Raw genomic sequence first — 14,679 nt, 5'->3', positions numbered from 1 at the left:
ACCCGGTAGGAGCGAACTTGTTCACGAAGCGTCGGACCAAACGAAAGATGAGCATCGCCAGCCAAACCGCCTCGCGAACAAGTTCGCTCCTACCAGGGTTTATCCTTCCTTCCCGGCTACAGCATCAAGTTTCGCACTGTTTCCCTGCGCGTGGGCCACACTGATAAAACGATCAAGACAGGTGATGACATGTCAGACGTTCAGAACATTGTAATGGGTGCCGGTCCGGACGGGTTGCCGGTGAGTCAGGCATTGCGCCTGGGGAATCGTCATGGGCTGGTGGCCGGAGCGACCGGGACCGGCAAGACGGTGACGCTGCAACGTCTGGCCGAAGCCTTCAGTGATGCAGGCGTCGCGGTGTTCGCCGCGGATATCAAAGGCGACTTGTGCGGGCTGGGCGCACCGGGAGAGCCGCAAGGCAAGATTGCCGAACGTATTGCTGGTATGCCTTGGCTCAATCACACACCGAAAGCCTACCCGGTCACTTTGTGGGACATACTCGGGAAATCCGGTCATCCACTTCGCACGACGCTGAGCGAAATGGGGCCGCTGTTGCTGGGCAGCTTGCTGGAGCTGACGGACAGCCAGCAAGCTGCGCTATATGCGTCCTTCAAAGTGGCTGATCGCGAGGGCTTGTTGCTGCTTGATATCAAGGATCTGAAAGCGTTGCTCAATCATCTGCGGGACAATCCGCAGTTGCTGGGTGAAGACAGCTCACTGGTGACTACGGGTTCGAGTCAGGCCCTGCAGCGTCGGTTGGCGGTGCTTGAACAGCAGGGCGCTGAGGCGTTGTTCGGTGAGCCAGCTTTGCAGCTGGAAGATATTTTGCAGCCTGCAAGCGATGGGCGAGGGCGTATCCATTTGCTGGACGCCAGCCGACTCGTTCATGAAGCGCCCAAGGTCTACGCCACGTTCCTGTTGTGGCTTCTGGCCGAGCTGTTCGAACAGTTGCCGGAACGTGGTGACGCAGACAAACCGATATTGGCGCTGTTTTTTGATGAAGCGCATTTGCTGTTTGCCGACACGCCCAAGGCGTTGCAGGACAGGCTTGAGCAAGTGGTGCGGCTGATTCGCTCCAAAGGGGTAGGCGTGTATTTCGTCACCCAGTCGCCGGGTGACTTGCCTGATCAGATACTGGCGCAGTTGGGTTTACGCATCCAGCACGGCTTGCGCGCGTTTACTGCAAGGGAGCAGAAATCGCTGCGCGCCGTGGCGGACGGGTTCAGGCCCAATCCGGATATCGACACACTGGCCGTGCTTACCCAACTCGGTATTGGCGAAGCGCTGGTCGGTACCTTGCAGGAAAAGGGCACGCCAGCGATGGTTCAGCAAGTGCTGGTCGCGCCGCCGCAATCACGGATCGGGCCGTTGATCGATGCCGAGCGAGCCAGCCTGATTGCCCGGTCGCCACTGTCAGGTCGCTATGACAAGCTTGTTGATCGTGAGTCGGCCTATGAAATGCTTATTGCGCGAAAAGTCGCAGCACCTGAGACGGAGGATGTACCAGCGAAGAGCGCCAAGGAGCAGGAGGGCTTCGGCGACATGGCAGGCGAGTTTCTGGGCGGTGTGGCGGGGCAGGCAATGAAAAGCGCCGTGCGCCAGGCGGCCAATCAGTTGGGGCGTCAATTGGTACGAGGGTTGTTAGGGTCTTTACTGGGCGGGGGGAAGAAGCGGCGGTAGTTCAGAGATGTTTGTAAACTGCTCTATGTCTCTTGGTTCACAGTGTTTGCTTCGCGACAGCGCTGTGTCAGAGGCCACGGGAGACGCCTACAGCAAAGCGCCATCGCGGGATGTTCCCGCGATGGCGTTTTTAATTAAGCCAGCGCTTTGGACGCCAGCCAGAACAGGGCGGCCGACAGTGCCACGGTTGCTGGCAGGGTCAGCACCCAGGCCAGAAGGATGGTGCGCACCGTGCCGCCTTGCAGGCCGCTCTTGTTGGCGACCATGGTGCCCGCGACGCCGGACGACAGAATGTGTGTCGTGGAAACCGGCAGGCTGAAGACGTTGGCTGCAGCAATGGCACACGCTGTGGTGATCTGCGCCGACATGCCTTGTGCGTAAGTCATGCCTTGTTTGCCAATCTTCTCGCCAATGGTCAGCACGACGCGTTTCCAGCCAACCATGGTGCCGATACCCAGCGCCAGCGCGACCGCCAGAATCACCCAGAACGGGGCGTACTCAGTGGTCGCGGTCAGGTCTTTGCGGAGTTTATCCAGATCCGACTTTTCACGGGCGCCCAGGTTGGGCAACTTGGCGACTTTGCGTGCGGTGTCATCCAGGCACAGCAAGTAGCGACGTACTTCGATGCGTCGCTCAGGACTCAACGAATGGTAATCGGCTACGCCTGTGAGGTTGTCGAGCAGTGCGGCAATAGTCGGTTCGGTCTGTTCCGGGTTGCAGCTGGAGCTTTCCGGCAGATCGCCTTTTTCCGCTTTACCCAGCGCCAGATACTCGCCCAGGGTGCTGTTGTTGCGCTGATAGAACTGACTGAGGTGCAGGGTTGCATCCCGGGTACGTTCAATCTGGTAGGTGGTGCTGTTCAGGTCCAGTACGAACTGGCTCGGCACGATACCGATCAGCACCAGCATGATCAGGCCGATACCTTTCTGACCATCGTTGGAACCGTGTACGAAGCTCACCGCCATGGCGGAAATCACCAGAACCAGTCGGTTCCAGAAGGGCGGGTGCTTCTTGTCGTCGAGCTTGCGACGCTGTTCAGGCGTCTTGTGCATCTTCGACAGCGGTCGCCACCATTTGAGTCCGATGAGGACCAGCGCCGCAACGAGGAAGCCTGCCAGTGGCGAGAAAACCAGCGAAGCGCCGATGTCGATCGCTTTTTGCCAGTTAACGCCGTCGGCCAATGGAATATCGTTGATCAATGCGTTCGCCAGACCAACGCCGAGGATCGAGCCGATCAGCGTGTGGGAGCTCGATGCCGGGATACCGAAATACCAGGTGCCCAGGTTCCAGGTGATCGCCGCGGCGAGCAGCGAGAACACCATGGCCAGGCCGTGTCCGGTGTTGACGTTGATCAGCAGTTCAACCGGGAGCAGGTGAACGATGGCATAGGCAACGCCGACACCGCCCAGCAGCACACCCAGGAAATTGAAAATCCCGGAGAAGAATACAGCCAGATGCGGCGGCATCGCTTTGGTGTAAATGACTGTCGCCACCGCGTTTGCGGTGTCATGAAAGCCGTTGATGAACTCGAAGGTGAGGACGAAAGCCAGGGCGAGCAGCAGGCTCACAAGTACCCAGGCATCTAGTCCGCTGAATAAATCGATCATGAAGGTTTTCTGACCCGGTCTGAAGGGGGCGGGATTATGACAGAAAAAATACAGATCGATGTGTCGACTGCCGATTGGTATCGCCAATTATCGAAATTTTATGCTCGGCGAAGCGTCTCCTTTGATAAATCAAGAAGATGTTGGAGCCGTTTGGCAGTCGTTCAGGAACAGTTGGCCGCTCTGAAAAAAATCCGGCCGGGCCATCGGAGGTAGCCCGGTTCGCAGCGCTGAAGGTTATCCCTCTTCGCTCAGATCTTTTTCCATCTTTTGCAATTCTTGCTTGAAGGCCTGATCGAGAATACTGGCCTTCTTGCGCCAAGGTTTGCGTTCCGGCTCTGGTTGAGCGGCGTAGGTGGTGATTTCGCCACCGTAAACATCCTTGTAGCGTTGTTCCTGGCGCTCAAGTTCCGCGCGCAGTTCATCTTTGGTCACTTTGTTACCTGATCAAGTCAAAATTAATCTGGCGTTATCGCAGAGCGGCTTAATAGTCCACACAGGGTCCTGTCCAGAGACTGCTGAAAGGCTTCCGCCATACAACCCCTTGATCAGGCCATGATCTGAACATCTAGCGGCTCGCGGCTACGGACACCAGAAAACATAATTGTCGTAGCGACAGTCGTTTGAGTTGCGAATGCGATTGCTACTTTGGCTGGAAATTCATTCGCCAGGATAATGCTTTGGCCGCATTGCTGCGGTGCCTCGATCCTGTGGTTTGCCCCGAGCATGGCGCCCGGTACTGCAACCATTGCGAATCGTTATTGCAAGCCAAGTGGCAGGTACTATCTCCAAGAACTTCGGATCAGTCAACTATATGTGCAGTTCATTATCAAAAGACTTCCGTAATGGACTTTTTCTTGTACGACAGTTCCGAAGTTTCAGTGAGCGACATACGACGTAACTTTTATGTCCTGAATATTGACGACAACAGACAGAATTCTGACGACATAGTTCGTGGCGAAATGAGAGGTATGTGCAGGACGGATGATATTTGTGACAAGGGCACGCATCAAGGGATCACGATCCGTCGATTTGTGGCTTTTCGATATCACTTGCGAGTAGCAGGGGAGGTGCACGGGAATAAAAACGGCCTCGCTTCATGGGCAAGGCCGTACCTTGGACTTCTCGTGGGTACCTGACCAGTATTTCCAAGAAGCCACTAAAGGCGATCTAAAGGTATAAGTATCTTTGCGACGGGTCAATTGCGATTATCGGCCACTTGTTCGATAATCGCACAAGGTGGCTCGGATGTTTGCCGCGAAAAAAGCGTGGAAGCTGCGATTTATATGGCCTGACAGGGTTTACCGAGGTAGTGGCAATGAATGATGAACTGCGCAATTCTTTTGCTTCGTTGGCACCGCCTATCGTGGCATCGCCTGCCAAACGGATTCAGGCATTGACCGGCGACCCGGATTTCATGACCTCCCTGGCGAGAGGGCTGGCGGTGATTCACGCTTTTCAGGAGCGCAAACGGCATCTGACCATCGCCCAAATCAGCCACCGCACGGAAATTCCGCGCGCGGCGGTACGACGTTGTCTGCTGACGTTGATCAAGCTGGGGTATGCCACGACGGATGGTCGAACCTATTCGCTGCTGCCGAAAGTGCTGACGCTGGGCCACGCTTATCTCTCGTCGACACCGCTGGCGGTGTCTTCTCAGCCTTATCTTGACCGGATGAGCGATCAACTGCATGAAGCCTGCAACATGGCGACCCTGGAAGGTGAAGACATTCTGTACATCGCCCGGTCGGCAACCACACAGCGCCTTATTTCAGTGGACCTTTCGGTCGGCGGCCGACTGCCTGCCTATTGCACGTCCATGGGCCGCATCCTGCTCTCGGCGCTGGACGATGTGACATTGAGGGAATATCTGGATCATGTGGATCTGCAGCCCAAGACCAGCCGTACGATCCGCACGCCTGAAGCGCTGCTTGAATGTCTTCAGCAAGTCCGTCAACAGGGTTGGTGCATTGTCGATCAGGAACTGGAGCAAGGATTGCGTTCTATTGCGGTGCCGGTCTATGACGCGTCCGGTCAGGTCCTGGCAGCGCTGAACGTGAGCACCAGTGCAGGCCGCGTGGCCAGAAGCGAGCTGGAGCAGCGTTTCCTGCCCATCATGCTGGATGCAAGCAGGGATTTAAGTACTCAGTTGTTCACCTGAGCCTCAATTGAATTTGTGCGATTAACGAACGAATAATCGATTATCGGATTGTTTGGCCTCAGGCCCCGGCATAACCTCAAGTCCATTCCAGCGTAGTCCATCTACGCTGTTCATTGGATGCAATTTGAGTTCGGGAGCACCTCATGGCTGAAATTCTTTCTCTACGCGACGCCGTGAAGCAATTGGTCAACGATGGCGACACCGTTGCGCTGGAAGGCTTCACCCATTTGATCCCCACGGCCGCAGGCCACGAAATCATTCGTCAGGGTAAAAAAGATCTGACGCTGGTGCGCATGACGCCGGACCTCATCTATGACCAGTTAATAGGCGCAGGTTGTGTGAAGCGTCTGATTTTCTCGTGGGGCGGTAATCCTGGGGTCGGCTCCCTGCATCGTTTGCGTGACGCCGTTGAAAAACAATGGCCGCACCCGATGGAAATCGAAGAGCACAGCCATGCCGACCTGGCTAACGCCTATGTCGCTGGCGCGTCCGGTCTGCCGTTCGCTGTATTGCGTGCTTATGCGGGCTCCGATCTGCCCAAGGTCAATCCACTGATCAAGACGGTAACTTGCCCCTTCACCGGCGAGGTGCTCGCAGCAGTACCTGCGGTGCGTCCGGATGTGACGGTCATTCACGCGCAGAAAGCAGACCGTAAAGGCAACGTGCTGCTGTGGGGCATCCTCGGCGTGCAGAAGGAAGCCGCACTGGCAGCCAAGCGCTGCATCGTTACCGTGGAAGAGATCGTTGATGACCTGAATGCGCCGATGAACGCCTGCGTATTGCCAACCTGGGCTTTGAGCGCGGTGTGCCTTGTACCCGGTGGTGCTCATCCGTCCTACGCCCATGGTTACTACGAGCGCGACAACCTTTTCTATCAGGCGTGGGACCCGATTGCCCGTGACCGCGAGAGCTTCAGTGCGTGGATCAAGGAATACATTCATGGCACCGCGGATTTCAGCGAATTCCAGAGCAAGTTGGCCAGCGCTTCGGAGGCACAATAATGACTTACACCACCAGTGAAATGATGACAGTGGCAGCGGCTCGTCGTCTGCGTAACGGGGCGGTCTGCTTTGTCGGTATCGGTTTGCCTTCCAAGGCGGCGAACCTGGCGCGCCTGACGTCCTCGCCTGACGTCGTGCTGATTTACGAATCCGGGCCGATTGGCGCCAAGCCGACTGTGCTGCCGCTGTCCATCGGCGATGGCGAGCTGGCGGAAACCGCTGACACGGTGGTGTCCACCAGTGAGATCTTCCGTTACTGGTTGCAAGGTGGACGAGTGGATGTGGGGTTCCTCGGGGCTGCGCAAGTTGACCGCTTCGGCAATATCAACACGACGGTGGTCGGGGATTACAACAGTCCCAAAGTGCGTCTGCCTGGTGCGGGCGGCGCGCCGGAAATTGCCGGGTCTGCCAAGCAGGTCTTGATCATCCTCAAGCAGTCCGCGCGGGCTTTCGTCAACAAGCTGGATTTCATGACTTCGGTTGGTCATGGCGAAGGCGGTGACTCTCGCAAACGCCTTGGATTGCCTGGCGCCGGGCCGGTCGGGATTATTACTGACCTGTGCATCATGGAACCGGAAGAAGGCACCAACGAATTTGTGGTGACTACCTTGCACCCCGGCGTAACCCGCGAGCAGGTTATCGCGGCCACCGGATGGGAGCTGCGTTTCGCCGAAAACGTCGAGTACTCCGCCGAGCCAACCGAAACCGAGCTGACCGCCTTGCGTGACCTGGAAGCCCGAACTGCTAAAGCCCACGGTCAAGCGCCGGGAGAAGCATGATGCGCGAAGTGTTTATCTGCGATGCGATTCGTACCCCCATTGGCCGTTTTGGCGGTGGGTTGGCCAGCGTTCGCGCCGATGATCTGGCCGCTGTGCCTATCAAGGCGCTGATGGAGCGCAACCCTTCAGTCAACTGGAATGAAGTGGACGAGGTGTTTTTCGGCTGCGCCAATCAGGCCGGTGAAGACAACCGCAACGTAGCGCGCATGGCTGCGTTGTTGGCGGGCCTGCCGGAAACTATACCCGGAGTGACCCTTAACCGTTTGTGCGCCTCGGGCATGGACGCTATCGGGACAGCATTTCGAGCGATTGCGGCAGGTGAGATGGAGCTGGCGATCGCCGGTGGCGTTGAGTCGATGTCGCGCGCGCCTTTTGTCATGGGTAAAGCTGACGCTGCGTATTCACGCAACATGAAGCTGGAAGACACCACCATTGGCTGGCGTTTCATCAACCCGTTGATGAAAGAGCAATACGGCGTCGATTCCATGCCACAAACCGGCGACAACGTCGCCGATGACTTCAGGATTTCTCGAGCCGATCAGGACGCTTTCGCCCTGCGCAGCCAACAGCGCACTGCCGCTGCTCAGGCTGCGGGCTTTTTTAAAGAAGAAATCACCCCAGTGCGCGTTGCCCATAAAAAGGGTGAAACGGTGGTGGAGCAAGACGAGCACCCGCGCGCCGATACCAGCCTGGAAACCCTGGCCAAACTGAAACCGGTAAATGGTTCGGACAAGACCGTCACCGCCGGTAATGCTTCCGGGGTCAACGACGGTGCTGCCGCGCTGATCCTGGCGTCGGCTGAAGCGGTCAAAAAGCATGGCCTGACGCCCCGGGCTCGAATTCTCGGCATGGCCAGTGCCGGCGTCGCGCCGCGGGTCATGGGTATCGGCCCGGTGCCAGCGGTACGTAAGCTGGTGGAGCGCCTTGGCCTGGCGGTCAGCGATTTTGATGTGATCGAACTCAATGAAGCCTTCGCCAGTCAGGGCCTGGCGGTGCTGCGTGAACTGGGACTGGCCGATGATGCGCCGCAAGTGAACCCCAACGGTGGCGCCATCGCTCTGGGTCACCCCTTGGGCATGAGCGGCGCACGACTGGTATTGACTGCGCTGCATCACCTGGAGAAAAGCGGCGGTCGCCGAGGCCTGGCGACCATGTGTGTAGGGGTAGGGCAGGGCCTTGCGTTGGCGATTGAGCGCTGACGGGGTGGGCGCTTTTCTGAATTGAAGCGGGGTCCTGTGGCAGCGGTGCTTGCCCGCGATAAGGCTGGACGCGGTTCACTTTAGATCGCTTCCAGCCTTATCGCGGGCAAGCACCGCTCCCACGGGAGACCGCGTTCCAACTTTTGAATTCGCGCCATCCTCAATGGCGCCCACCACCCCACAATGGAATTCCATAAAGCTGCTTATTGTCCCAAAACATGTTACAGGTTATGTCCTGGATGACTGTTCAGCTTTAATGGGGAAAAATAATGACAACCACGCATTACACGGGTGAAGAACGCAGCAAAAGGATCTTTGCGATTGTGGGCGCCTCCTCAGGCAATCTGGTCGAATGGTTCGATTTCTACGTCTACGCTTTCTGCGCCATCTACTTCGCTCCGGCGTTCTTTCCTTCCGATGATCCCACCGTTCAGTTGCTCAATACCGCGGGCGTGTTTGCTGCCGGTTTCTTGATGCGGCCTATCGGCGGCTGGCTGTTTGGCCGGGTTGCCGACAAGCATGGTCGCAAGAACTCAATGATGATCGCCGTACTGATGATGTGCGGCGGCTCGTTGATGATTGCGTGTTTACCGACTTACGCAACGATTGGCGTCTGGGCCCCGGCATTGCTGTTGCTGGCGCGTCTGATTCAGGGCTTGTCGGTAGGCGGCGAGTACGGCACCACTGCGACGTATATGAGCGAAGTGGCGTTGCGCGGCCAGCGGGGTTTTTTCGCCTCCTTCCAGTACGTGACGTTGATCGGCGGGCAACTGCTGGCGGTGCTGACCGTAGTGATCATGCAGCAGTTTCTCAGCACTGAAGAGCTACGCGCCTATGGCTGGCGCATTCCGTTCGTGATCGGTGCAGTTGCAGCGGTGATCTCGCTGCTGTTACGTCGCTCGCTTGAGGAAACCACCACCGCTGAGATGCGTCAGGACAAGGACGCCGGAAGCATCAGTGCGCTATTCCGTGATCACAAGGCGGCGTTTATTACCGTGTTGGGTTACACCGCAGGCGGCTCGCTGATTTTCTACACCTTTACCACTTACATGCAGAAGTACCTGGTGAACACGGGGGGTATGGACCCCAAGACCGCCAGTTACATCATGACCGGCGCGCTGTTCCTGTACATGTGCATGCAGCCGTTGTTCGGCATGCTGGCGGACAAGATCGGTCGCCGTAACTCAATGCTGTGGTTCGGCGCACTGGGTACGCTTTGCACGGTGCCGATTTTGATGACCCTCAAGACCACGACCAGCCCGTTCCTGGCTTTCCTGCTCATCACCTTTGCGCTGGCAATCGTGAGTTTCTACACCTCGATCAGCGGTTTGGTAAAAGCCGAAATGTTCCCTCCGCAAGTTCGCGCACTGGGCGTAGGTCTGGCTTATGCGGTGGCTAACGCGGTGTTTGGTGGTTCTGCAGAGTTTGTTGCGTTGAGCCTCAAGAACCAGGGCATGGAGAACAATTTCTATTGGTACGTGACGATCATGATGGCCGTTGCCTTCCTGTTCAGTCTGCGCCTGCCCAAGCAACCGGCGTATCTGCATCACGATCACTGATAAAGCGCTTTCTCTGAAGCAATAAAAAACCCACCGATGAGGTGGGTTTTTTATGGGAGTCGCTTATCAGAGCAGGTGTCAGAACAACTGAACTGTCGGCTTCTCTTTATCTACCGGTTTAGCCTGCCCGGTTTGCTCATACCAACCACCGCCGAGGGCCTTGTACAGGTTGACCTCGCTGGTGAGCTGGGAGAGACGGTCGGTGATCAGCGATTGTTGCGCGCTGAACAGCGAGCGTTGGGCATCGAGGAAGGTCAGGTTGCTGTCGATCCCGATCCGGTAGCGACGCTCGGCCAGACGGTAGTAGTCCTGGTTGGCGTTCACGAAATCACGCTGGGCTTGCAACTGTTCGTTGTAAGTCTTGCGCGAAGCCAGGCCGTCAGAGACTTCCTGGAAGGCGGTCTGAATCGCCTTTTCGTAGTTGGCGATGCTGATCTCTTTCTGGATTTTCGAGTAATCCAGGCTGGCGCGCAGGCTGCCAGCGTTGAAGATCGGGATGTTGATGCTTGGCTGGAACAGCCAGGTACCCGAACCGCCTTTGAACAGACCGGAAAGATCCGGGCTGATCGTACCGGCGTTGGCTGTCAGGCTGATGCTCGGGAAAAACGCCGCACGGGCTGCACCGATGTTTGCGTTGGCAGCCTGCAACGAGTGCTCGGCCTGCAGAATGTCTGGACGACGCTGCAGTAGATCCGAAGGCAGGCCTGCTGGCAGAGCGCTCAACAGGTCGGCACTCAGAGGCTGAGCGGGCGGCAGATTATCCGGCAGGTTAGTGCCCAGCAGCAGGGTCAGGTTGTTCTGATCCTGAGCGACCTGACGCTGGTAGCGCGCCAGAGCAACCTTGGCGCTTTCCACCGAGGTCCGTGCCTGGCTCAGATCCAGCGCCGACGAAACGCCCACTTCATTACTACGGGAAGTCAGACGCAGACTTTCTTCGTAGGTCTTGAGTGTTTCTTCCGTCAGCTTGAGCAGCTCTTTGTCGGCCTGCCAGGTCATGTAGGCATTGGCGACGTTGGCCACCAGGCTGATCTGTGTGCTACGACGGGCTTCTTCACTGGAGAAGTAAGTCTGCAAGGCTTGCTCGCTCAGGCTGCGAACCCGACCGAACAGATCCAGTTCATAGGCACTGACACCCAGCGTTGCCGAATACTGGCTGGTAATGCCTGATTCGCCAGTGGTGGACATATCGGCAGGAACCCGTTGACGGCTGCCGCTGCCATCAGCAGAAACCGCCGGGAAAAGATCGGCACGCTGAATGCGGTACTGAGCACGGTAGGCGTCGATGTTCAGCGCCGCGACACGCAGGTCGCGGTTATTGACCAGCGCAGTCTGGATCAGCTGCTGCAGGGCCGGGTCATGAAAAAACTGACGCCAGCCCTGTTCGGCCGCCGCGACGTTCGCCGCTTCAGTCGGCGAGTAGGCCGGACCTTGCGGGTACTGCGCCGCGACCGGAGCCGCAGGCTGTTTGTATTCAGGGATCAACGAGCAACCACTGAGGATGACCGCAGTGACTGCCAGGGAGATCAGGGACTTGCTCATTGGCCAGCCTCATCATGTGATGTTTGTTTCTCGTGTTCCTTGTCGTACTTGCTCTTGAACATCGACGACACGGCAACGTAGAACATTGGGACCCAGAAAATTGCCAGGACGGTGGCGGTGATCATACCGCCGATTACGCCTGTACCGATTGCGTGCTGGCTACCCGAACCGGCACCGGTGGAGATCGCCAGCGGTACCACGCCGAGGATAAAGGCCATGGAGGTCATGATGATCGGGCGAAGACGCATGCGGCAGGCTTCCATCGCCGCATCCACCAGACTCTTGCCCTGTTCATGCAGCTCTTTGGCGAACTCGACAATCAGGATCGCATTCTTCGCCGCCAGCCCGATCGTCGTCAACAAGCCGACCTGGAAGAACACGTCGTTGGACAGGCCCCTCAGGCTGGTTGCCATAAGTGCACCGATGATACCCAGCGGTACAACGAGCATGACCGCAATCGGAATCGACCAGCTTTCATACAGCGCTGCCAGACAGAGGAACACGACCAGCATCGACAGGGCGTACAGCGCAGGCGCCTGAGAGCCGGACAAACGTTCTTCGAAGGACAGACCGGTGAAGGCGTAACCGATACCTGCTGGCAGTTTCTTGGCGATGGCTTCGACCTCCGCCATGGCTTGCCCCGAGCTGTAACCCGGAGCCGGTGTGCCGAGAATTTCCATTGCCGCTACGCCGTTATAACGCGACAGCTTCGGCGAACCGTAAATCCACTCGCCTTTGGCGATGGCAGACAGCGGCACCATGGTCCCGGCATCGTTACGCACGAACCACTTGCCCAGATCTTCAGGGGTCATGCGGCTCGCCGCTTCACCCTGCACGTACACTTTCTTCACCCGACCACGGTCGATGAAGTCGTTGACGTAACTACCACCCAGTGCGATGGACAAGGTCTGGTTGATGTTCGCCAACGTAATGCCCAGAGCGCTGGCCTTCTCGTCATCGACGGTGAGCTGATACTGCGGCTCGTCACCCAGGCCGTTAGGACGTACGCCTGCAAGTATCTTGCTTTGCGACGCCATGCCGAGGAACTGATTACGTGCCTCAAGCAGCTTGTCGTGGCCTACACCGCCCTGGTCCTGCAGGTAAACGTCGAAACCGGTTGCGTTACCCAGTTCCAGTACTGAAGGTGGAACCACGGCGTACACCATCGCATCCCGGAAGGAGAAGAAGTGTGCCTGTGCTCGTTCGGCAATCTTGAACACGGTGTTTTCCGAGTCACGTTCGCCCCACGGTTTGAGCATTACAAACGCAAGGCCCGAACTCTGGCCACGACCGGCGAAGTTGAAGCCGTTGACGCTGAATACCGAGTTCACGCCGTTACCTTCACCGTTCTCCTTGTCGAGCAGGAAGGTACGCATATCGTCGATGACTTTCTGCGTACGCTCCGCGGACGAGCCCGCTGGGGTCTGGACCTGCGCGAAAATCACGCCTTGGTCTTCTTCCGGCAGGAACGCACTCGGGATGCGAGTGAACAGGAAGATCATGCCCGCGACGATGAGCAGATACACGCCGAACGCTGGCAGCTTGTGAGTCACCATGCGCTTCACGCCGCGCTCGTAGCTGTTTACGCCACGATCGAACGTACGGTTGAACCAGCCAAAGAAGCCTTTTTTGGGTTGGCCGTGTTTTTCCGGGTCGATGGGCTTGAGCATGGTGGCGCAGAGCGCCGGGGTGAAGATCAATGCAACCAGAACCGACAGGGCCATCGCCGAAACAATGGTGATCGAGAACTGTTTGTAAATAACCCCTGTAGACCCCCCGAAGAACGCCATTGGCAGCAGTACCGCCGAGAGCACCATGGCGATACCCACCAGTGCACCCTGGATCTGCCCCATGGATTTCTTGGTCGCCTCTTTGGGCGATAAGTGCTCTTCGGCCATTACCCGCTCGACGTTCTCCACCACCACAATGGCGTCGTCCACCAAGAGCCCGATGGCCAGGATCATCCCGAACATGGTCAGGGTATTAATAGTGAAACCGAACGCGGCAAGGATGCCGAATGTACCGAGCAATACGACCGGCACGGTCATCGTAGTGATCACGGTGGCGCGGAAGTTTTGCAGGAACAGGTACATCACCAGGAACACCAGCACGATCGCTTCGATCAGGGTGTCAACAACGCCCGAAATCGATTCGGTCACGGTTGGCGTGGTGTCGTACGGGTAAACCACCTTCATGCCAGGCGGAAAGAACGGCTCCAGGTTGGCGACGGTGGCGCGAATCGCCTTGGCGGTGTCCAGTGCGTTGGCACCGGAAGCCAGTTTGATTGCCATACCGGAAGCCGGTTTGCCGTTGAACTGCGCATCAATGCTGTAGTTCTGGCCGCCCAGCTCAATACGGGCGACGTCACGAAGACGTACTTGCGAACCGTCGGTATTGACCTTGAGCAGAATGTTGCCGAACTGCTCAGGGGTCTGCAGACGCGTCTTGCCGATGATCGTGGCGTTCAGTTGAGTGCCGGGTACGGCAGGCAGACCGCCCAGTTGGCCGGTAGCGATCTGGACGTTCTGTGCAGAAATTGCCGTGCTCACATCAACCGGTGTCATCTGGTAGTTGTTGAGCTTGGCCGGGTCCAGCCAGATACGCATGGCGTACTGCGAACCGAACACCTGGAAGTCGCCCACACCGGAAGTCCGGGAGATCGGGTCCTGGATGTTGGAAACGATGTAGTTGGACAAGTCTTCCCGGGTCAGGCTGCCGTCCTCGGCGACCAGACCAATTACCAGCAGGAAGTTTTTCACCGACTTGGTTACGCGCAGACCCTGTTGCTGTACTTCTTGCGGCAGCAGCGGGGTGGCAAGGTTGAGCTTGTTCTGGACCTGAACCTGGGCGGTATCCGGGTTGGTACCCTGGTTGAAGGTCACAGTGATGGTCATGCTGCCGTCGGAGTTACTGTCCGAGGAAACATAACGCAGGTTATCGATACCGTTGAGCTGTTGCTCAATGATCTGCACCACGGTGTCTTGCACCGTCTGCGCCGAAGCACCTGGGTAGGTAACCTGGATATCAATGGCTGTAGGTGCAATGGCCGGGTACTGGTTGATCGGTAGCTTCAGGATCGAAAGCGTACCCACCAGCATGATCACCAGGGCTAATACCCAGGCGAAAATGGGGCGGTCAATAAAGAATTTAGACATCG

General features: G+C 57.4%; 10 protein-coding genes. 6 read left to right on the top strand and 4 right to left on the bottom strand.

What is annotated here, in order from left to right:
* Window positions 1–189: 189 nt before the first annotated feature.
* Entirely contained in the window at window positions 190–1,680 is a 1,491-nt protein-coding gene (locus CKW31_RS14545) for a helicase HerA-like domain-containing protein (RefSeq protein WP_095096165.1), read from the top strand.
* A gap of 134 nt (window positions 1,681–1,814) precedes the next feature.
* Here the strand turns inward: CKW31_RS14545 and CKW31_RS14540 are convergent, their stop codons facing one another.
* On the bottom strand, window positions 1,815–3,287 hold the full coding sequence (locus tag CKW31_RS14540) for an inorganic phosphate transporter (RefSeq protein WP_095096869.1): 1,473 nt from the start codon (window positions 3,285–3,287) through the stop codon (window positions 1,815–1,817).
* Window positions 3,288–3,521: 234 nt separating this feature from the next.
* A complete protein-coding gene (locus CKW31_RS14535; RefSeq protein ID WP_027900610.1) occupies window positions 3,522–3,719 on the bottom strand; it encodes a hypothetical protein in 198 nt (65 codons plus the stop codon).
* 883 nt (window positions 3,720–4,602) lie between these two features.
* On the opposite strand from CKW31_RS14535, the gene pcaR reads away from it, so the two are divergent.
* The 5 genes from pcaR to CKW31_RS14500 all read left to right on the top strand — a co-directional run bounded on the left by pcaR (window position 4,603) and on the right by CKW31_RS14500 (window position 9,983).
* Window positions 4,603–5,445 carry a pca regulon transcriptional regulator PcaR gene (gene pcaR, locus CKW31_RS14520; protein ID WP_095096158.1) on the top strand — a complete coding sequence of 281 codons (843 nt, stop codon included), beginning with the start codon at window positions 4,603–4,605 and terminating at the stop codon, window positions 5,443–5,445.
* 143 nt (window positions 5,446–5,588) lie between these two features.
* Complete coding sequence (locus tag CKW31_RS14515; protein ID WP_095096156.1) at window positions 5,589–6,446, top strand: CoA transferase subunit A; 858 nt, start codon at window positions 5,589–5,591, stop codon at window positions 6,444–6,446.
* Window positions 6,446–7,225, top strand: a complete 780-nt coding sequence (locus tag CKW31_RS14510) for a CoA-transferase subunit beta (protein ID WP_095096153.1) — start codon at window positions 6,446–6,448, stop codon at window positions 7,223–7,225. The genes CKW31_RS14515 and CKW31_RS14510 overlap by 1 nt, the downstream gene beginning before the upstream one ends.
* Window positions 7,222–8,424, top strand: a complete 1,203-nt coding sequence (gene pcaF / locus CKW31_RS14505) for a 3-oxoadipyl-CoA thiolase (protein ID WP_176469889.1) — start codon at window positions 7,222–7,224, stop codon at window positions 8,422–8,424. The genes CKW31_RS14510 and pcaF overlap by 4 nt, the downstream gene beginning before the upstream one ends.
* Window positions 8,425–8,693: 269 nt before the next feature.
* Window positions 8,694–9,983 (top strand): MFS family transporter, encoded by a 1,290-nt coding sequence (locus tag CKW31_RS14500; protein WP_095096148.1) that lies wholly within the window; start codon window positions 8,694–8,696, stop codon window positions 9,981–9,983.
* Between the two features lie 78 nt (window positions 9,984–10,061).
* Here CKW31_RS14500 and adeC read toward each other — a convergent pair whose 3' ends face one another.
* Together adeC and CKW31_RS14490 are read right to left on the bottom strand one after the other, a co-directional pair.
* Window positions 10,062–11,522 (bottom strand): AdeC/AdeK/OprM family multidrug efflux complex outer membrane factor, encoded by a 1,461-nt coding sequence (gene adeC, locus CKW31_RS14495; protein ID WP_095096145.1) that lies wholly within the window; start codon window positions 11,520–11,522, stop codon window positions 10,062–10,064.
* On the bottom strand, window positions 11,519–14,677 hold the full coding sequence (locus CKW31_RS14490) for an efflux RND transporter permease subunit (RefSeq protein WP_095096142.1): 3,159 nt from the start codon (window positions 14,675–14,677) through the stop codon (window positions 11,519–11,521). Before CKW31_RS14490 ends, adeC begins: the two co-directional genes overlap by 4 nt.
* Between the last annotated feature and the right edge of the window lie 2 nt (window positions 14,678–14,679).

This window comes from Pseudomonas sp. Irchel 3A5, from assembly GCF_900187575.1.
In the GTDB taxonomy this organism is placed as follows: domain Bacteria; phylum Pseudomonadota; class Gammaproteobacteria; order Pseudomonadales; family Pseudomonadaceae; genus Aquipseudomonas; species Aquipseudomonas folii.
The sequence above is the reverse complement of the archived record's forward strand: the minus strand, read 5'-3'. Positions and strand labels throughout refer to the sequence as shown.

Excerpts from the sequence above, each read along its gene's own strand:
- adeC (WP_095096145.1), bottom strand. The coding sequence starts at position 11,522 with ATGAGCAAGTCCCTGATCTCCCTGGCAGTCACTGCGGTCATCCTCAGT.
- pcaF (WP_176469889.1), top strand. The coding sequence starts at position 7,222 with ATGATGCGCGAAGTGTTTATCTGCGATGCGATTCGTACCCCCATTGGC.
- pcaR (WP_095096158.1), top strand. The coding sequence starts at position 4,603 with ATGAATGATGAACTGCGCAATTCTTTTGCTTCGTTGGCACCGCCTATC.
- CKW31_RS14500 (WP_095096148.1), top strand. The coding sequence starts at position 8,694 with ATGACAACCACGCATTACACGGGTGAAGAACGCAGCAAAAGGATCTTT.
- CKW31_RS14540 (WP_095096869.1), bottom strand. The coding sequence starts at position 3,287 with ATGATCGATTTATTCAGCGGACTAGATGCCTGGGTACTTGTGAGCCTG.
- CKW31_RS14545 (WP_095096165.1), top strand. The coding sequence starts at position 190 with ATGTCAGACGTTCAGAACATTGTAATGGGTGCCGGTCCGGACGGGTTG.
- CKW31_RS14515 (WP_095096156.1), top strand. The coding sequence starts at position 5,589 with ATGGCTGAAATTCTTTCTCTACGCGACGCCGTGAAGCAATTGGTCAAC.
- CKW31_RS14490 (WP_095096142.1), bottom strand. The coding sequence starts at position 14,677 with ATGTCTAAATTCTTTATTGACCGCCCCATTTTCGCCTGGGTATTAGCC.
- CKW31_RS14510 (WP_095096153.1), top strand. The coding sequence starts at position 6,446 with ATGACTTACACCACCAGTGAAATGATGACAGTGGCAGCGGCTCGTCGT.